The organism is Streptomyces sp. NPDC032940 (assembly GCF_040636935.1).
In the GTDB taxonomy this organism is placed as follows: domain Bacteria; phylum Actinomycetota; class Actinomycetes; order Streptomycetales; family Streptomycetaceae; genus Streptomyces.
Genome location: NZ_JBEZVJ010000033.1, coordinates 52,401 through 71,087, shown reverse-complemented (window position 1 = coordinate 71,087; position 18,687 = coordinate 52,401). Strand labels below are relative to the sequence as shown.

Annotated in this window: 15 protein-coding genes; 4 read left to right on the top strand and 11 right to left on the bottom strand. The window is 73.8% G+C overall.

Annotated elements, in window-relative coordinates; translation table 11 throughout:
• The 8 genes from AB0E77_RS29510 to AB0E77_RS29475 form a co-directional block, all read right to left on the bottom strand.
• Positions 1 to 505: adenosylhomocysteinase (locus AB0E77_RS29510; protein WP_361576480.1), on the bottom strand; the 505-nt coding region annotated here is incomplete at its 3' end.
• 291 nt (positions 506 to 796) lie between these two features.
• Positions 797 to 1,771, bottom strand: coding sequence for a cation diffusion facilitator family transporter (locus AB0E77_RS29505; RefSeq protein ID WP_361576477.1), 975 nt, complete (start codon positions 1,769 to 1,771; stop codon positions 797 to 799).
• Between the two features lie 147 nt (positions 1,772 to 1,918).
• Entirely contained in the window at positions 1,919 to 3,070 is a 1,152-nt protein-coding gene (manA, locus tag AB0E77_RS29500) for a mannose-6-phosphate isomerase, class I (RefSeq protein ID WP_361576474.1), read from the bottom strand.
• A gap of 61 nt (positions 3,071 to 3,131) precedes the next feature.
• Positions 3,132 to 4,259, bottom strand: coding sequence for an SIS domain-containing protein (locus AB0E77_RS29495; RefSeq protein ID WP_361576471.1), 1,128 nt, complete (start codon positions 4,257 to 4,259; stop codon positions 3,132 to 3,134).
• A 61-nt stretch (positions 4,260 to 4,320) separates the two neighbouring features.
• Positions 4,321 to 4,491 carry a Trm112 family protein gene (locus AB0E77_RS29490; protein WP_007450268.1) on the bottom strand — a complete coding sequence of 57 codons (171 nt, stop codon included), beginning with the start codon at positions 4,489 to 4,491 and terminating at the stop codon, positions 4,321 to 4,323.
• Positions 4,492 to 5,022: 531 nt separating this feature from the next.
• Positions 5,023 to 6,387, bottom strand: coding sequence for a phosphomannomutase/phosphoglucomutase (locus AB0E77_RS29485; protein WP_361576468.1), 1,365 nt, complete (start codon positions 6,385 to 6,387; stop codon positions 5,023 to 5,025).
• 60 nt (positions 6,388 to 6,447) lie between these two features.
• On the bottom strand, positions 6,448 to 8,064 hold the full coding sequence (locus tag AB0E77_RS29480; protein WP_361576492.1) for an L-lactate permease: 1,617 nt from the start codon (positions 8,062 to 8,064) through the stop codon (positions 6,448 to 6,450).
• A 158-nt stretch (positions 8,065 to 8,222) separates the two neighbouring features.
• Positions 8,223 to 8,594 (bottom strand): DUF3499 domain-containing protein, encoded by a 372-nt coding sequence (locus tag AB0E77_RS29475; protein WP_361576465.1) that lies wholly within the window; start codon positions 8,592 to 8,594, stop codon positions 8,223 to 8,225.
• 343 nt (positions 8,595 to 8,937) lie between these two features.
• Between AB0E77_RS29475 and AB0E77_RS29470 the strand changes: the two genes are divergently transcribed.
• Positions 8,938 to 9,390 (top strand): metallopeptidase family protein, encoded by a 453-nt coding sequence (locus tag AB0E77_RS29470; protein WP_361576489.1) that lies wholly within the window; start codon positions 8,938 to 8,940, stop codon positions 9,388 to 9,390.
• Positions 9,391 to 9,446: 56 nt separating this feature from the next.
• Here the strand turns inward: AB0E77_RS29470 and AB0E77_RS29465 are convergent, their stop codons facing one another.
• From AB0E77_RS29465 to AB0E77_RS29455, 3 genes are all read right to left on the bottom strand, one after another.
• A complete protein-coding gene (locus tag AB0E77_RS29465; protein WP_361576462.1) occupies positions 9,447 to 11,006 on the bottom strand; it encodes a DUF5719 family protein in 1,560 nt (519 codons plus the stop codon).
• Complete coding sequence (locus AB0E77_RS29460; protein ID WP_361576459.1) at positions 11,003 to 14,704, bottom strand: glycosyltransferase family 2 protein; 3,702 nt, start codon at positions 14,702 to 14,704, stop codon at positions 11,003 to 11,005. Before AB0E77_RS29460 ends, AB0E77_RS29465 begins: the two co-directional genes overlap by 4 nt.
• Positions 14,705 to 14,896: 192 nt before the next feature.
• On the bottom strand, positions 14,897 to 15,160 hold the full coding sequence (locus AB0E77_RS29455) for a WhiB family transcriptional regulator (RefSeq protein WP_003975777.1): 264 nt from the start codon (positions 15,158 to 15,160) through the stop codon (positions 14,897 to 14,899).
• A 728-nt stretch (positions 15,161 to 15,888) separates the two neighbouring features.
• Between AB0E77_RS29455 and AB0E77_RS29450 the strand changes: the two genes are divergently transcribed.
• Genes AB0E77_RS29450 through AB0E77_RS29440 form a run of 3 tightly spaced genes read left to right on the top strand, consistent with a single transcriptional unit; the run spans position 15,889 to position 18,674 of the window.
• Positions 15,889 to 16,377 carry a cysteine dioxygenase family protein gene (locus AB0E77_RS29450; RefSeq protein WP_361576456.1) on the top strand — a complete coding sequence of 163 codons (489 nt, stop codon included), beginning with the start codon at positions 15,889 to 15,891 and terminating at the stop codon, positions 16,375 to 16,377.
• A 33-nt stretch (positions 16,378 to 16,410) separates the two neighbouring features.
• Entirely contained in the window at positions 16,411 to 17,370 is a 960-nt protein-coding gene (gene cofD, locus AB0E77_RS29445) for a 2-phospho-L-lactate transferase (protein ID WP_361576453.1), read from the top strand.
• Positions 17,367 to 18,674, top strand: coding sequence for a coenzyme F420-0:L-glutamate ligase (locus AB0E77_RS29440; protein ID WP_361576450.1), 1,308 nt, complete (start codon positions 17,367 to 17,369; stop codon positions 18,672 to 18,674). Before cofD ends, AB0E77_RS29440 begins: the two co-directional genes overlap by 4 nt.
• Positions 18,675 to 18,687 lie beyond the last annotated feature (13 nt).

The following is an 18,687-nucleotide window of genomic DNA, read 5'->3' as shown; positions in this document are numbered from 1 at the left end:
CGGGCGAGGGGACCTTGCCGTCCTTCTCGTACTCGACGCCCTTGTGGACGAGGAGGGTGGCGTCACCGCCGTCGTCCAGGATCATGTTCGGGCCGCCGGTGGGGGTGTTCGGCCAGGTCAGCGCCTGCTCCGTGCACCACCAGTACTCCTCCAGGGTCTCGCCCTTCCAGGCGAAGACGGGGACGCCCTGCGGGTTGTCGGGCGTGCCGTTCGGGCCGACGGCGATGGCGGCGGCCGCGTGGTCCTGGGTGGAGAAGATGTTGCAGGAGGCCCAGCGGACCTCGGCGCCGAGCGCGACGAGGGTCTCGATGAGCACGGCGGTCTGCACCGTCATGTGCAGGGAGCCGGTGACGCGGGCGCCGGCCAGCGGCTGGGCCTCGGCGTACTCCTTGCGGATCGCCATCAGACCGGGCATCTCGTGCTCGGCGAGCGTGATCTCCTTGCGGCCGAACTCGGCCAGGGAGAGATCGGCGACCTTGAAGTCCTGTCGGTGGTCGACAGTCATTACGGGCTGCTCCTCGGGTTGGGATCGAGGTGGTTACGGCTGACCTGCGCGGCGGCGGACACAGGGGTGCCCCGAAGAGGACACAGGCATGCCCGCGTACGCGCAGCGCAGTCCGTCGGAGGCCCTCTCTCCCTCGGACGGTCCGTCCGGGACCGCCCGACCGCCATCAGCAGCGACGTCTGGCTCCGTCCCAAGCTACACCGCGGAACCCGTCGTCCCCAGTCCGCCTCCGTACACTTCCGGCCGTTCCGTGCGGGCGTGACGTACGGAACGGCCGGGTGGGTGGGTGGGTCAGTGGGCTCCGGTGGCGGGGCCGCCCGGGGTGGCTTCGCGGTCGGGGCCCTTGGCCGCCTCGGTCTCGCTGTAGATGTCGGGTTCCAGGTAGATGACGCGGGCGATCGGGACGGCCTCGCGGATGCGGGCCTCGGCGGCGTCGATGGCGGCGGCGACCTCGGTGGCCGTCTCGTCGTGCCGGACGGCGATCTTGGCGGCGACGAGGAGTTCCTCGGGGCCGAGGTGGAGCGTGCGCATGTGGATGATGCGGGTGACGGTGTCGCCGTCGACGGTGGCCGCCTCGATCTTCTGGACGGCCTCGGGGCCCGCGGCCTCGCCGAGCAGGAGGGACTTCGTCTCGGCGGCCAGGACGAGCGCGATCAGGACGAGCAGGACGCCGATGCACAGGGTGCCGATGCCGTCCCAGACGCCGTCGCCGGTGAGCAGGGCGAGGCCGACGCCGCCGAGGGCGAGGATCAGGCCGATGAGGGCACCGAAGTCCTCGAGGAGGACGACCGGCAGTTCGGGGGCCTTGGCGCGGCGGACGAACTCCGTCCAGGACTGCTTGCCGCGCAGCGCGTTGGACTCCTTGATGGCGGTGCGGAAGGAGAAGCCCTCGGCGATGATCGCGAAGACGAGGACACCGACGGGCCAGTACCAGTGCTCCAGCTCGTGCGGGTGCTTGATCTTCTCGTAGCCCTCGTAGAGGGCGAACATGCCGCCGAGCGAGAAGAGCACGATGGAGACGAGGAAGGCGTAGATGTAGCGCTCGCGGCCGTAGCCGAAGGGGTGTTGCGGAGTGGCCTCGCGCTGGGCCTTCTTGCCTCCGACCAGCAGCAGGGCCTGGTTCCCGGAGTCCGCGAGCGAGTGCACGGACTCGGCGAGCATCGACGACGATCCGCTGAAGAGGAACGCCACGAACTTCGATACAGCGATCGCGAGGTTGGCGCCGAGTGCCGCCACGATCGCTTTGGTGCCGCCTGACGCGCTCATGTGTCGCGTTGTCCCTTCGCCTTCGCCTGCGTGTGTACGCCGCTGGGGAGGGGCGGGGCCGGTACCGGCTTTGCCCGTCCTTTGCGGTGGGTCATTGTTGCAGCCCGGCCGGGCGCCGGTGCGCCGGACCGGGTTGCCGCATTGCCGTCAGACACGCACGGTGGCGCGGAACAGGGTGCCGTTGCCGGACACTTCGGCCTTTTCGCCCGCCGGGACGAAGACGGACCGGCCCGGGGTGAGGTCGTGCTCACCGGCCCGTACGGAGCCGGCGGTGCAGAGCAGGATCTGCGGGGCGGCGAGGGTGAGGTCGTGGCCGGTGGTGCCCTCGGGGAGGACGTAGCGGGAGAGGCGGAACTCGTCGGTGGGGGTGTCGTAGACCTCTTCGCCGTCGGGGGACGCCTCCGGGCGCAGGACGCCGGGGTCGCCGGGCTCGAAGCGGACGATGCGCAGGAGTTCGGGGACGTCGACGTGCTTGGGGGTGAGGCCGCAGCGCAGGACGTTGTCGGAGTTGGCCATGATCTCGACGCCTAGGCCGTTCAGGTAGGCGTGCGGGATGCCGGCGCCGAGGTACAGCGCCTCGCCGGGCTGGAGCCGGACGTGGTTGAGGAGCAGGGCGGCGAGGACGCCGGGGTCGCCCGGGTAGTGGTGGGCGATGCCCGCGTAGGGCGCGTAGACGCCGCCGAGGCGTTCGCAGGCGGCCGCGGTCTCGGCGACCGTGCGGGACATCTCCTCGGGGTCGGCGGCGAGGACCGCGGTGAGGACCTCGCGCAGGGCGGCGTCCTCGGGGTGGGCGCGCAGCAGGTCGACGTAGGGCTTGAGGGAGGCGACGCCGAGGCCGTCGAGCAGGTCGGCCGTCTCGGTGGGGGCGCGGAAGCCGCACAGGCCGTCGAACTCGGTGAGGGCGCAGATGAGTTCGGGCTTGTGGTTGGCGTCCTTGTAGTTGCGGTGCGGGGCGTCCAGGGGGACACCGCGGCGTTCCTCGTCGGCGTAGCCCTGCTGGGCCTGTGCCAGGTCGGGGTGGACCTGGAGGGAGAGGGGGGCGCCGGCGGCGAGGAGCTTGAGGAGGAACGGCAGGTGCGGGCCGAACCGGGCGACGGAGGCGGCGCCGAGTTCCTTCTCGGGGTCGGCGGCGACGAGGTCGGCGAGGGTGCCCCGGCCGGTGCGGGAGGGGGCGCCGGGGTGGGCTCCCATCCACATCTCCGCCTGCGGTTCGCCGGTGGGCTCGGTGCCGAGCAGGGCCGGGATGGCGGTGGTGGAGCCCCAGGCGTAGGGGCGGACGGTGTTGTCGAGGCGGTCCATGGGCTCTCTCTGCCGGTGCGTGCGTGGTGCGTGTCCTGGTGTGTGCCGTGTGGGTACGAGATCAGGCGCCGGAGGCGAGCGCCAGGTAAACGGCGGCGAAATCCGTGATGGCGATCAGTTCGGCGAGGGTCTCCAGTTCACCGCCCGCCTCCGGTTCGAGCTCGCTGATCGGCGTGTCGTGGCCGAGGGCCAGGTCACGGGCGGCAGGGGCGGCGGTGAGGCCGCCGCTGGGGCGGTCGCGCAACAGCACTACGCGCGCGTGGAGGGCGGGCGCCTCGTCGACGCGGTCGCGGAAGAAGTCGTCGGGGTCGGCGGCCGCGGCGAGGCGGCCGGCGAGCAGGGCGCTGTGTGCCGCGAGCGCCTCGGGCAGTTCGGCGACGACGGCGGGGGCGCCGGAGAGTTCGGCGAGCGCGGCGGCGAAGCGGCGGCCCGCCGGTCCCGCGGAGGTGCCCTCGGTCCAGATGACGGGGAGCGACTCGGCCAGCTCGGCCGCCAGGGTCTTGGCGGGGTTGCTGTACGTCACGATGGCGGGCCCGCAGCGTTCGGCGACCTGGTCGAGGCGGTCGGCGATCTTCTCCACGGCCTCCGGCGGTGCTTCCAGCAGGCCGGTGCGGTCCAGGAGTGCGAGCAGCGGGGTGAGCAGCGCCCACAGGACGCCGGGGGCTGCGCCGGCGAGGGGCTCGTCGTGGTCGTAGGGGGCGGTGGCCATCGGGATGAACAGGCCGTGGGAGCCGTTCACCGACTCGCTGAGCGGGGAGCGGTCGGGGGCCACGGCGACGACGGTGCAGCCGCGCCGGTACGCCTGTTCGGCGAGGAGGGAGAGGCCCGGTTCGGTGCCGTCGGGGGTGGCGATGAGCAGGAGGTCGACGGAGCCGGCCCAGCCGGGGAGTTCCCAGCGCAGGGCGCCGGCGGCGGCTGCCACGCCGGTGGGGGCGAGGCGGGTGACGGGGCTGCCGGCCCCGGCCAGGGTGCCGAGGAGGTCGGCGGCGTGGGTGGCGGCGGCTCCGGGGCCGGCGATGAGGACGGCGCGGGGGCGGCCGTCCGGTTCGAGGTTGCCGACGCCTGCCTCGGCGGCGCGCCGGGCGGCGGTGCGGACGCGGGCGCCTGCCTCGGCGGCGCCGCGGAGCAGGCCGCGGCGGTCGGCCTCGGCGAGGCCCTCCGGGGCGTCGAGGAGCGATTCGTCGAGCATGGCGGCAGTCTCCGATCGCCGGGGCGTTCGTTCGGTCGCGGGCGTGGCGCCTGGCCGGCGGTTACTCGGGGCGGCGGGCCTCGTCGACGAGGAGGACGGGGATGCCGTCGCGGACGGGGTACGCCAGGCCGCAGTCCTGGCCGGTGCAGATCAGCTCCGCGTCCTGCTCCTTGAGGGGGGCGTGGCAGGCGGGGCAGGCGAGGATCTCCAGGAGGCCGGCTTCGAGCGGCATGGGGGGGTCCCTTCTGGGGTGGGTGGGGCTTGTGTGGATGTGCTGGTCAGGGTACCGCCGGTTGTGGGGGCGGTGTCGGGGAGCGGGAGGAGAGGGCGGGCGAGTCTCAGGTGGGGGTCGGGGCATCCGGCGTCGGGGCGGGGGGTGGGTTGCGTGGACCGGCACAGCGGGGTGGGCGGCGTGAGTGTGATTGCGCGGCCCGGCGCCGACGGGGTGCCGCTTGCGGCGCCGGGCGGGGGCGGGGTGGCGCTGCCCGGCGCCGGCAGGGTGACCGGCGTGAGTGCGGGGTGGGTTTGGGCTGCCCGGCGTGGCGGGGTGCCTCCCCCGCTCTCGGCTGCTCCCCCACGCTCGGCTTCGCTCGCGCGGGGGGACCCCCATGAGCGGGGGGACGACCCCCCATCGCCCCTGGGGGTACCTCCCAGGCCGTTGGGCACTGGGGGAGGCACGACTGCCCGCAGCTGGGACGGCCGGGCGGGCGACTGCCCGCAGCCGGGACCGCCGGGCGCTGGCGGGGCCTGGCGGCGGCTGGGGCTAGGTGCGGATCAGGGTCAGGGCCTCGTCGCGGATCTTGGTCATCGTTGCCTCGTCGCGGGCCTCCGCGTTCAGGCGGAGGAGAGGTTCCGTGTTGGACGGGCGGACGTTGAACCACCAGTCGGCCGCGGTCACGGTCAGGCCGTCGAGGTCGTCGAGGGTGATGCCCTCGCGGCCCTCGTACGCGGCGCGGATCGCGGCGAGGCGGGCCTGCTGGTCGTCGACCGTGGAGTTGATCTCGCCGGAGCCGGCATAGCGGTCGTAGGCGGCGACGAGGGCGGACAGCGTGCCGTCCTGCTCGCCGAGCGCGGCGAGGACGTGGAGGGCGGCCAGCATGCCGGTGTCGGCGTTCCAGAAGTCGCGGAAGTAGTAGTGCGCGGAGTGCTCGCCGCCGAAGATGGCGCCGGTCCTGGCCATCTCGGCCTTGATGAAGGAGTGGCCCACGCGCGTGCGTTCCGGTGTGCCGCCGTTCTCGCGCACGACCTCCGGCACCGACCAGGAGGTGATCAGGTTGTGGATGACCGTGCCCTTGCCGCCGTTGCGGGCGAGTTCGCGGGCGGCGACCAGGGCGGTGACCGCGGACGGGGAGACGGGGTCGCCGTTCTGGTCGACGACGAAGCAGCGGTCGGCGTCGCCGTCGAAGGCGAGGCCGAGGTCGGCGCCCTCCTCGCGGACGCGCTTCTGGAGGTCGACGAGGTTGGCCGGGTCGAGCGGGTTGGCCTCGTGGTTGGGGAAGGTGCCGTCCAGCTCGAAGTACATCGGCACGAGGTCGAGGGGCAGGCCGGCGAAGACCGTGGGGACGGTGTGGCCGCCCATGCCGTTGCCCGCGTCGACGACGACCTTGAGGGGGCGGATGGCGGTGAGGTCGACCAGGGAGCGCAGGTGGGCCGCGTAGTCGGTCAGCGTGTCGCGCCGGGTGACCGTGCCGGGGCGGGCGACGGGCTCCGGGGCGCCGGTGTCGCTCCAACGCTCCACGAGGGCGCGGATCTCCGCGAGGCCCGTGTCCTGGCCGACGGGCGCCGCACCCGCGCGGCACAGCTTGATGCCGTTGTACCGGGCGGGGTTGTGCGAGGCCGTGAACATGGCGCCCGGCAGGTCGAGCGCGCCCGAGGCGTAGTACAGCTGGTCGGTGGAGCACAGGCCGATCTCGGTCACGTCGGCGCCGTGGGCGGCCGCCCCGCGCGCGAAGGCGCCGGACAGGCCCGGTGAGGAGGGCCGCATGTCGTGGCCGACCACGATGGCGTCCGCGCCGGTCAGCTCGACGAAGGCCGCGCCGAACAGCTCGGCCAGCGATTCGTCCCACTGGTCGGGGACCACACCGCGCACGTCGTACGCCTTCACGATCTGCGACAGATCAGCAGCCACGGCCAACCTTCCTGAAAGTCCTGTCGGAGCCCACAAACTACCCGTAGGCCCCGGCAGGGGTCAGGGCAGCATCCAGCCCAGGACCGGCGTGGACTGTCCGACCACGATCAGGCACATGACCAGCAGCAGGCCGAGGCTCCACGGGAGCACCTTGCGCAGCAGGTCGCCCTCGCGGCCGGCGAGACCGACGGCGGCGCAGGCGATGGTGAGGTTCTGCGGGGAGATCATCTTGCCGAGCACGCCGCCGCTGCTGTTGGCGGCGGCCAGCAGCTCCGGGGACAGGCCGGACTCCCGCGCGGCGGTCACCTGGAGGGCGCCGAAGAGGGCGTTGGCGGAGGTGTCGGAGCCGGAGACGGCGACGCCGAACCAGCCGAGCACCGGGGAGAGGAAGGCGAGTCCGGCGCCGGCCGCGGCGACGAAGTGGCCGATGGTGGCGGCCTGCCCGGAGAGGTTCATGACGTAGGCGAGGGCGAGGACGGAGGTGACGGTGAGGATCGCGTACCGCAGTTCGTGCACGGTCGCGAGCCACTCCCTGACCGCCACGCGCGCGTGGACGCCGAGGACGACGGCCGTGGCCAGCCCGGCGAACAGCACGAGCGTGCCGCCGGTGGAGACGATCGGCCAGGAGAAGACGTTGCCGCCGACGGGCTTGCCCTGCGGGTCGGCCACGTCAAGGAAGGGCCAGTCGTACGCCTGGGTCGCGCCGGCCAGCCAGTCCTTGACGGCGGGAATCTGTGCGACGGAGAAGACGGCGACGATCAGGGCGTACGGGGCGTAGGCGCGCAGCACCTCGCCGCGGGGGTCGTCCTCGTCGAGTTCCTCGCTGCGGGCGCCGGTGAGCACGGACGCCCGGACGGGCTCGGCGGCCGGTCTGCGGGCCGCCGGCACGGCGACCAGGGCGCCGGCGCCGATGAGGGCGGCGGCGATGTCGGCGAGCTGGGCGGAGACGTAGTTGGAGGCGACGAACTGGGCGACGGCGAAGGCGACCCCGCAGGCCAGCGCGGGCGCCCAGGTCTCGCGCAGTCCGCGTCGCCCGTCGACCAGGGCGACCAGCAGCAGCGGGACGACGAGGGCCAGCAGGGGGGTCTGGCGGCCCACGACGGAGGCGACGTCGTCCAGGGGCAGGCCGGTGACCTGGGCCAGGGTGACCACGGGGGTGCCCATCGCGCCGAAGGCGACCGGCGCGGTGTTGGCGACCAAGGAGACGACCGCCGCCCGTACGGGGTCGAAGCCGAGCGCGACGAGCATGACCGAGCAGATCGCGACGGGCGCCCCGAACCCGGCGAGGGCCTCCAGCAGGGCGCCGAAGCAGAAGGCGACGACCAGCGCCTGGATGCGCGGGTCGTCGGAGAGCCGGCCGAAGGAGCGGCGGAGGATGTCGAAGTGCCGGGTGCGGACGGTCATCCGGTAGACCCACAGGGCGTTGACGACGATCCACAGGATGGGGAAGAGCCCGAACACGGCGCCCTGCGCGGCACTGGAGACCGTCTGGTCCAGCGGCATGCCGTACGCGAGCCAGGCGACGAGTACGGCCGCCAGGAGGCCGATGAGGCCCGCCAGGTGCGCCTTCATGCGGACGCCGCCCAGCAGGACGAGGACGATCACCAGCGGCAGGGCCGCCACGAGGGCGGACAGGCCGAGGGAATCGGCGAGGGGTTCCAGTTCCTGGACGTACACGGGTGCCTCCCCGGATTCCGCCATGCGAAAGGGCGTTCTCGTGGCTCCCGGAATGGTCGTGTCCGCGACAAGACGACGTCAATGGGTGTGCGGGAAATGGATGTTCGGGAGTGGCCACCGGTGACGGTGGGGCGGCGACGGGACGGGTCGGACCGGCCTCAGTTGTCCGGCGAGCGCAGGACGCGCAGGTGGCCGCGGCGCGCGACCTCCATCGGGTCGGCCGATCGCGCCCCGCCGGCTCCCGCCGCGCGCTCCTGGGGGCGGGCCGCCTCACGCACCGCGTTGGCGAGTGCTTCCAGGTCGTCGCCGCTGGGGCGGGCCGGGGCCGAACCGTCGAGGAGCCGGACGACCTCCCAGCCGCGCGGGGCGGTGAGGCGCTCGGAGTGCTCGGCGCACAGGTCGTAGCAGTGAGGTTCGGCGTAGGTGGCGAGCGGGCCGAGGACCGCGGTCGAGTCGGCGTAGACGTACGTCAGCGTCGCGACGGCGGGACGGCCGCAGGCGGTGCGCGAACAGCGACGTACAGGGCTCACGATGTTGGACGGTACCGCACTCTTGAGCGGGCCGCGACGATCCCCCGCCAGGTCACACCACCGTGTCGCGATGTGAGACGGACCGTCACCACCGCCGGGCGCACCCCCCTGACCTGCGTCGACGCCCCTTTTCGAGATACCGGACGGATATGAGGGCGGTCATAAGCTGATACAAACAGCGACATTTGCCATGAGATCCATGGTCACGGAGAGATACGGAATCGAGCCCGACCTTGGCCGGAATGGTCATCAGATGACATGCGGTCCGGCGCGCCGCGGCGCCGGCCGGTGTGTCGGGCGGGCCCGGGCGCGCGGAGGCGGCGGGGACTACCCTTCACCAGTGATGGACAACCCCGTGACGCCCCGTGAGGCCGGCCGCCCAGGACCCCGCCGTCGTGATCGCCACGGCCGGGGCATGCGCGGCCCGATCGCACCGCCGCAGGTGCCGCTGGCCGCCAGCCGTGCCGACCTGTTCGCGGATCTGGTGCAGGACTCCGTCGAGCGCCTGGAGCGGCGGTGGCCGCAGCTCGCCGACATCGATTTCCAGGTCCTCGAGGTGCCGCGGCTGGACGGGGCCGGGCAGTCCTGGAACGACGAGGCGGTGCCGCTAGGCGGCACGGTGCCCGCGCGGGACGGCGGGCGCGGTCGGGTGGTCGTCTACCGGCGGCCCGTCGAGATCCGCACGAAGGGCCGGGACGAGCGGGCGGCGCTGGTGCACGAAGTGGTCGTCGAGCAGGTCGCCGAGCTGCTCGGGCTCACGCCGGAGACGGTGGATCCGCGGTACGGGGAGGACTGAGCGGCGGGCCGGCCCGCCTCCCCGGCCGTCGGCCCGCCTCCCCGCCGCGGACGCCGTCACTTCTGCAGCACCGACAGGTTCTCCTCCGCCTCCGGGACCGCGACCGTGCCCCGGTCGTCCGGGAGGGTCTGCACCGTGAACGCCGCCACGTCCTCGTTCTCCGGGTCGGTCAGGGTGCGGGCCGCGTACACGGGGCCGCCGGAGACGGGCTCGACCGTCAGCGCGTAGGTGCCCTTCAGACCCGCCGGGACCGGCAGCCCGACGTCCTGCGTGGTGCCGGCCTTGATCGTGTACGTCCGGGACGCCGTCGTGCCGCCCTCGCTGCCCGCCGAGGCCGTGACCTTCACCTGCGCGGCCTCCTGGGGCGCGGTCAGGGACAGGGTGGTGCCCTTGGCGCGGTTGTCCGCCGCGGTGGCGCGGGCGCCGACCGGGCCGGCGGCGGGGATGAACGCCGTCTCCTGCTTCTCGCCCTTGCCCCGCACCACCCGCAGCGCGGCCACGACCGGCACGGACCGGTCCGCCGGCGTCAGCACCAGCGACCCCGCCTCGCCCCGCGTGAGCTCGCCGAGGTCGACGCCCGTCGTCATGCCCGCCTTGACGCGCACCGTCTCGTGCCCGGCGGGCGTGATCAGCCCGGTCGGCGAGGCGAGCCGCACCTTCAGGTCGGCGTCGCTGTCACCGGGCGTGAACAGCACCAGGCGTACGGCCGTGGCGTCCTTGGGGATGCCCGGCAGCACCAGACTGCCCGCCGGGTCCGTGGCCGCGGCCAGCCAGTCGCCGCCGGTCTTGTCGCTCAGCGCCTGCACCGCGGCCCCGACCCGCCCGCTGCGCACGCCGACGTGCACGGTCAGGTCGGCCTCCTGCGTCTCGACGAGCGTGGACAGCAGGATCGACTCGCTGCCGTGCGGCGGCACCGTGATGCCGTCGCCCACCGAGGACTTGACTGCGCCGTCCTTGCCGTAGAGCTCGATGTCGACGACGGCCGCCGAGTCGTCGGGGTTCGTCAGGTGCACGTAGTCGGTGCGGTCGGCCGTCGTGGCGGCGCCGGGGAACCAGAACTGTGTGTCCGGGGCGGTGCAGTCGACGCCCAGCAGGCCGCGGCCCGTGCCGGCGGCGACCTCCGTGGTCTGCTGCACCGTCCAGCCGGGGGCGTAGCTCCCCTCGGCGGTGCCGACGAACGCGGGTGTGTCGGCGCCGGTCGTCGTCCCGGTGACCGGGGTGCCGGGGGCCTTGGGCTGGACGACGGGCTTGGCGGCCTTGGCACCGCCCTTCGCGTCGTCCTTCTCGCCGCTCTCCTCGCCGTCCTCCGTGTCGGTCCTCTCCTCGTCCGCCACGTCGTCCGTGCTGTCCGACTCCGCCGTCACGGGCGCGAGTTGGGCCTTGCCCTTGGCCTCGGTGCCCTTGGTGACGGGCGTGAACGACGTGTACGTCGTCTCGGCCAGGTCGGAGGTGCTGGGCGCCGGGCACAGCAGGCTGGTCCGCTCCACCGGAAGCCGCGTGGCCGCGGCGCCGGCCGGATCGGCGCCGGAGGCGTCCGGTGTGGACAGCGCCGCGAATCCGGTGACGGCGGCGAGCGCGGTGGCGCCGGCGATCAGGGACAGGGTGGTGCGGTTCACTGCTGGCTCCCGTCGGGACGCTCACTGTCCGTGCCGTGGGGCTGGTGGGCCTGGGAAGGGTCGTACGGCGCGTCGTATCCGCCCTGGCCGTACGCCTGGTCGTAGGCCGGGTCGTACGTGCCGGCCTGGCCCTGGTCGCCGTAGACGTACGGGTCGTACGGGGCGCCCTGGTAGGCGTCCGTGCCGTACGGCTGCCGGTCGCCGTAGCCGGCGGGGTCGTACTGCTGGGCGTCCTGGTACTGGTCGCCGCCGTACGTGCCGTAGCCGTACCCGGTGTCGGGGTACCCGGCCGAGTCCCAGGCGTCGGCCGCCTGCTGGGGGACCGTCACGGGCGGCTCCGGCGGCGGGGCCGGAGCCTCGGCGGGGAACGCCGCCCCCGCTTCGGGGCCGGAGCCGGCGTCCGCCTCCGCCTCGGCCTCCGCCTGGGCGCGCAGGCGCCGGGCCCGGCGTCCCTCGCCGGCGACCGCCTGGGCGGGGACGACCGGCTCGTCGGGCAGGTCGTCGTCGACGTCGCGGCGCCGGCCGGGCAGGGCGAGGACCACCAGGACGACGGCGAGCAGGCCCTGGGCCCACAGCCAGGCGGTGTGGGTGAACGGGTCGTCGTAGGTGACGTCCAGCCTGCCCCCGGAGGCGGGGAGTTCGAAGCCCTGGGCCCAGCCGTCGACCGTGGTGCGGGTGAGCGGCTTGCCGTCGAGGGTGGCCGTCCAGCCCTCGGCGGCGGTGTCGGCGAGGCGCAGCACGCGCCCCTCGGCGCCGGACGGGATGTCGGTGTGGATCTCGACGGGCCCGGCGGCGACCGGCTTTGGCTCACCGCTCGCGGCGTCGCTGCCGGACACGATGGTCGCGCGGGCGACGTCCCGGTCCACCTGCCACAGACCGCTGCCGTCCTGCTGGCTGAGCCGCCTCAGACCCGGGGTGGCGTCCAGGACGCGGACGATGTCGTGGGGGGCGCCCTTGTGCACGAGGACGTAGCGCACGGCGAAGCCGCCGAGCTGGTCGGCCTGGTCGGCGCCGGAGCCGGCCACGAGGTTGGCCACGACCTTGTCCAGTCCGCCGTTGCCCCCGTCGGCGGCCAGTTCGCCGTCGCCGAGGCGGGCCCCGGCGCCGCGGACCAGCGTGTAGCTCACATGGGCGGCGGAGTCGCTGTCGAGGACGAGGGTGCGGGCCTGGTCGCGGGTGATGCCGTCCTCGGCGACGAATGCGGGGACCTGCACCGGGTCGCGGCACTCCAACGGCCCGTCGGCGCCGTCGATCATCCAGCCGGCGGCGGCGATCAGCGGGCCGACGGCCGAGGCGAGGGCGATGAGCGCGGCGACCGGCTGGCGCCAGCCGAAGCTCTGCTCGGCCACGCGCGAGCGTGCGCCGTCCGCGCCCAGAGCGGCGGCGGACAGCAGGGCGAGGCCGTAGACCAGGGTGGCCGGGCCCGCCCAGGCGGAGCGGTTCGAGAGGACCGCGAGGACGAGGGCGACCAGGGCGACGGCCCAGGCCGTCCGGATCGCCCGCTGCCGCTCGGAGCGCAGCAGGGCGGCCAGTGCGGCCAGCACGATGCCGATGAGGACCAGGCCGCCGACCGTGCCGGGGCCGCCGGGGCTGGCGCCGAGCAGGTCGAGCGCGGAGGCGGCCGAGGAGCCGTACTCCAGGCCGGCCTCGTCGAAGAAGCCGAACGGGAGGAGCGACAGCGACCAGGGGGCGAGCAGCAGCAGGGGCGTGCCCAGCTGGGCGAGGAGACGCAGCCCGTAGGCCGTGATGTCGCCGCGGCGCAGGATCAGGACGCCGATGCCGAGCAGCAGCGCGATGGGCCACACGACGGGGGTGAAGGCGGTGGTGACGGTCAGCAGCAGCGCGTACGCCCAGGTGGCGCGCCAGCTGCCGCGCGCGCCGGACGACCCGGTCAGGCCGGCTGCCGCGACGCCCGCGCGCGCGGCGAGCGGGAGCAGCACGGCGAGGACGGCGGTGCCGATGCGGCCGCCGGCGAGGGCGCCGGTGGCGGCGGGCAGGAAGGCGTAGGCGACGGCGGCCCACGCGCGCAGCAGCCGGGACGGCACGAGCGGGCGGGAGGCGAAGTACGCGGTGACGCCGGCGAGGGGTACCGAGCAGACCAGCAGCAGGGTGACGGCCAGTCCGGTGGAGCCGAGCAGGACGGTGGCGAGCGTGGCGACGATCGCCAGGTAGGGCGGAGCGGAGGCGGTGCCGCCGGTGCCCACGGTGTGCCAGGCGTCCGCGTACCGCGACCACAGCTCGCCGGCGCCGGCCGGGGCGGGCAGCAGCGCGCCGCCCGCCAGTGCGCCGGCGCCGAGGAGGGCGCGGCAGGCGGCGAGGGAGACCAGCAGCAGCACCAGGAAGAGCACCGGGCCGGGTTTGCGGGCGATGCGCTTGAGGCGGGCGAACTGTTCGATCTCCAGGAAGTCGGCGTCGTCCCCGCCCGGTCCGGACTCGATGCCGCCGCCGTGCCGCCCGGCGCCCGGCGCCGCTTCGGCGTCGGAGCTGCGGACGAGACTGGCCGCGGCCTGTTCGACGGTGACGCGGATGGTCGCGCCGGGGGGCGGGAACAGGGAGCGCAGTTCGTCCTTCTCGACCTGCGGGCGCCCGCGTTCACGCCGTCCCGCGATGATGCGCTCGGGCCGCAGCAGGACGCCGAGGAGGCCCCGGATCTCGTCCAGGGCCTGGCCGGGGACCTTGCCGACGAGGTAGGCGAGGGTGCGCAGCAGCGTGCCGACGACGAGGCGCAGCAGCACCCAGGGCAGGGCGGCGGTGCGGACGTTGACGAGGAGGGTGTGGACGGCGCCGGCCTTGTCCACCTTGTGCGGGGAGGCGGTGGTGCGGCCCGCGCAGTCGACGGCGCGGCGTTCGCGGGAGGCCGCCTCGGCGTGGCGTACGACCGCCTCCGGGGCGACCAGGACGCGCAGCCCGGCGGCGTGTGCGCGCCAGCACAGGTCGACGTCGTCGCGCATCAGGGGCAGCCGGCGGTCGAACCCGCCGAGCCGTTCGAAGACGTCACGCCGGATCAGCATGCCGGCGCTGGACACGGACAGCACGGACCGGACGTGGTCGTGCTGGCCCTGGTCCTGTTCCCGGCGGTCCAGGCCGGTCCAGCGGCGGCCGGAGTTGGCGATGGAGACGCCGACCTCGAGCAGTTGCCGGCGGTCGTACCAGCCGCGGAGCTTGGGGCCGACGACGGCGACGTCCTCGCGGCCGAGTTCGTACTCGTTGTCCACGACGCGCAGCAGCTGTGCCAGGGCGCCGGGTTCGGGGGCGCAGTCGTCGTGCAGCAGCCACAGCCACTGCACCGGTTCTCCGTGCGGGAGTTCGGGAAGGTCGTAGGCGTCGTCGCGCCAGCTGCGCGTGACGGGGTCCCAGCCGCTGGGCCGCCGCAGGTACGCCAGGTCCTCGGGGGTGAGGACCGGCGCGATGCGCGCGGCCTCCTCGACGGCCTGGCCGAAGCCGGTGCGCCGGGCGAGATGCAGCACGCGGTCGTCACCGAGGGCCTCGGTGACCAGCCGGGCGGAGTCGTCGGCGCTGCCGGTGTCGGCGGCCACGGCGTACTGCACGGGGCGCTCCTGGCCGAGCAGACCGGCGAGCGCGTCGGGCAGCCAGCGGGCTCCGTCGTGGGAGACGAGGACCGCGGTCACCACGTGGCGCGGGAACTCAGGTGTGGCAGCGAGGTCTTGCTGGGCTGCCGTGTGGCTGTGCACGGACATCGAGGTACGGGCCCCGGTTCGATGGACTGCGGTGGACACCCGCGCCGGTGGGTAACGGCAGGGCGTCTCGGACGAGCGCCCACACTATCGGCTGGGCATGACGACGGCCCCACGCCTGTGGACAACCCACCTGCGAGGGGCCGTTCATGCCCTTCATGTCTGTGCGGAGTGCGCCGCGGGGCGGACGCCGGGTCAGACGGCGGCCTTCTTCAGGCGGCGGCGTTCCCGCTCGGACAGACCGCCCCAGATGCCGAAACGCTCGTCGTTGGCGAGGGCGTACTCGAGGCACTCGGAGCGGACCTCGCAGGCGAGGCAGACCTTCTTGGCCTCCCGGGTGGAGCCGCCCTTCTCAGGGAAGAAGGACTCGGGGTCGGTCTGGGCGCACAGTGCGCGCTCCTGCCAGCCGAGCTCCTCGTCCGCGTCGTCGACCAGCAGTTGCTGCACCAGCTCGGTCATGTGCGCCCCTCGTCCGTCCTTCGCGTCCCCGTGATCCAGCCGTTATCGATCCCGGCTGAACGACACGAGTGAAATTACAAGTGTGCTGCTCCGGGCGAGTCAAGCCGAGATCTGCTATTGGGCCCCTTATTCACTCTGCAGAACCAAGGCCATGCAGAAAGTGTTCAAATCGCCATAACCCCTGACACGCCGACGGGGCAGCAGGAGCCTCCGACCCCGCACAGAGCCTGTACGGAGAAGGACGTCCCGCCGTTCGTTCTCGTTCCGACACACGCGCCGAGGCGAACCTGATCACATTCGGATCACGGGATCGCAACAGGGGTTGTGCGCCCGGCTTGTGCCGCATGTGTCCCGGAACCCGTATGAGCAAACCTTTCGCCTGCGACATGAACCGGATGGGGTGAAACACGTCCCACATCACGGGCAGGAAGTTGACACTGCCGGTGTGAGCCGCTCTCCTTGTGGGCATGCTCGCGAACTTGGCACTCGCCTCGACCCGCACCGCCGGGTCCCACGGTGCTGCCCGCGCTCGCTGTAGCTGTTGCCGCTGTTCCAGCTGTTGAGCCACCCCGCTCCGGCTGCCCCGGGCCGACTCGACCCGGCCGAGTGATCGCTGCGTGATCCCCGCCCCGACCGGGGCGTTCTCCGCGCATCGCGCCTCCCGCGCTCACCGCACCCGCACACCTCCGCACTCCCCCGCACTCTCCCGCCGAGGAACCACCGCACCCATGAACAGCGACAGCGACCTCCAGATCGCCGGCGACATCCTCGAAGTCCCCCACCTCCTCCAGGCACCGCGCGAGCACCCGGCCACGGTCGCCGAGTTCGCCGGGCTGCTCCGCGCCCTCGCCGCGGACCGTTCGCAGTGGGAGCACCTCGTCGAGTACGACGCCACGACCCGCTGGTACCACCGGCTGCGCACCGGCCCCGGCTACGAGGTCTGGCTGCTGTCCTGGCTGCCGGGGCAGGGCAGCGGGCGCCACGACCACGGCCCCTCCTCGGGTGTGTGGACGGTCCTGGACGGCACCCTGACCGAGCGCACGGAGCGTGGCACGCGCGCGCTCGGCGCGGGAGCGGAGAAGGTGTTCGCACCGGGGTACGCGCACGAGGTCGTCAACGACACGCTGGAGCCGGCGGTCAGCCTGCACGTCTACTACCCGGGGCTCACCGAGATGCCCATGCACTCCGCGCGCTGCTCGGCTGTGACGACTGGCTGACGCAGTGTCGTACCGGCCTGCGAGGATGGGCGCATGCGCATTGTGGTTCTGGCAGGCGGCATCGGCGGTGCACGGTTCCTGCGTGGTCTCAAGCAGGCCGCGCCGGACGCGGACATCACGGTCATCGGCAACACCGGCGACGACATCCACCTCTTCGGGCTGAAGGTCTGCCCGGACCTCGACACGGTGATGTACACGCTCGGCGACGGCATCAACGAGGAGCAGGGCTGGGGGCGGGCCGACGAGACCTTCCACCTCAAGGAGGAGCTCGCGGCCTACGGCGTGGGGCCGGAGTGGTTCGGCCTGGGCGACCGCGACTTCGCCACGCACATCGTGCGGACGCAGATGATCAGCGCCGGGTATCCGCTCAGTGCGGTGACCGAGGCGCTGTGCGACCGCTGGAAGCCCGGCGTGCGTCTGCTCCCGATGACCGACGACCGCGTGGAGACGCACGTGGCCGTCGAGCTCGACGGCGAGCGCAAGGCCGTCCACTTCCAGGAGTACTGGGTGCGGCTGCGGGCCTCGGTCCCCGCCGAGGCGGTGGTGCCGGTCGGCGCCGAGCAGGCGAAGCCGGCGCCCGGCGTCCTGGAGGCCATCGGCGAGGCGGACGTGATCCTCTTCCCGCCGTCCAACCCGGTCGTCTCGGTCGGCACGATCCTCGCCGTGCCCGGCATCCGCGAGGCGATCGCCGACGCCGGGGTGCCGGTGATCGGCCTCTCCCCGATCGTCGGGGACGCGCCCGTGCGCGGCATGGCCGACAAGGTTCTCGCCGCGGTCGGCGTGGAGTCCTCGGCCGCGGCCGTCGCCGAGCACTACGGCTCGGGTCTGCTCGACGGCTGGCTGGTCGACACGGTCGACGCGGAGGCCGTGACGCGGGTCAAGGCGGCCGGCATCCTCTGCCGCGCCGTGCCGCTGATGATGACCGACGTCGACGCCGCGGCCCAGATGGCACACGAGGCACTGGCGATGGCGGAGGAGGTGCGTCAGGCGTGAGCGACGGTGCTCCCGGCTACCGGGTCCGGGCGGTCCCCGGCCTGCCGGAGGTCCAGCCGGGCGACGACCTGGCCAAGCTGATCGCGGCGGCAGGGCCCGGGCTGGCCGACGGGGACGTGCTCCTCGTCACCTCAAAGATCGTCTCCAAGGCGGAGGGCCGGATCGTGCGGGCCGCCGACCGGGAGGCCGCGATCGACGCCGAGACGGTGCGGGTGGTGGCCCGGCGCGGGGCGCTGCGCATCGTCGAGAACCGGCAGGGCCTGGTCATGGCGGCGGCCGGCGTGGACGCCTCCAACACCCCCTCCGGCACCGTGCTGCTGCTGCCCGAGGACCCGGACGCCTCCGCGCGGGCCATCCGCGACGGCCTGCGGGACCTGCTCGGCGTCGACGTCGGCGTGGTCGTCACCGACACCTTCGGGCGTCCCTGGCGGGCCGGCCTGACGGACGTGGCGATCGGTGCCGCGGGCGTGCGGGTCCTCGACGACCTGCGGGGCGGCACCGACGCGTACGGCAATCCGCTCGGCGCCACGGTCGTCGCCACCGCCGACGAGCTGGCCGCCGCGGGCGACCTGGTCAAGGGCAAGGCCGCCGGGCTGCCCGTCGCCGTCGTGAGCGGCCTCTCCCGGGTCGTCACCGGGGACGAGGGCGAGGGCGCGCGGGCCATGGTGCGGGGGGCGCGCGACGACATGTTCCGGCTCGGCACGTCGGAAGCCGTGCGGCAGGCGGTCACCCAGCGGCGTACGGTGCGGGCCTTCACGGAGGAGCCGGTCGACCCCGGTGCCGTGCGCCGGGCCGTGGCCGCGGCGGTCACGGCGCCGGCGCCGCACCACACGACGCCGTGGCGGTTCGTGCTGCTGGAGTCCGCCGAGTCCCGTACCCGGCTGCTGGACGCGATGCGGGACGCCTGGATCGCCGACCTCAGACGGGACGGCAAGAGCGAGGAGTCCGTCGCCAGGCGGGTGCGGCGCGGGGACGTGCTGCGCAACGCGCCGTATCTCGTCGTGCCCTGCCTGGTCATGGACGGCTCGCACACCTACGGGGACGCGCGCCGCGACGGGGCCGAGCGGGAGATGTTCGTGGTCGCCGCCGGCGCGGGCGTGCAGAACCTGCTGGTCGCGCTCGCCGGGGAGCGGCTGGGCTCGGCGTGGGTGTCCGCGACGATGTTCTGCCGGGACGTCGTGCGGGAGGTGCTGGGGCTCCCGGACGACTGGGATCCGATGGGGGCGGTGGCGGTCGGCCATCCCGCGGAGGAGCCGAGGCCGAGGCCGGAGCGGGACGCGGGGGCGTTCATCGAGGTGCGGTGAGAAAACCGACGGC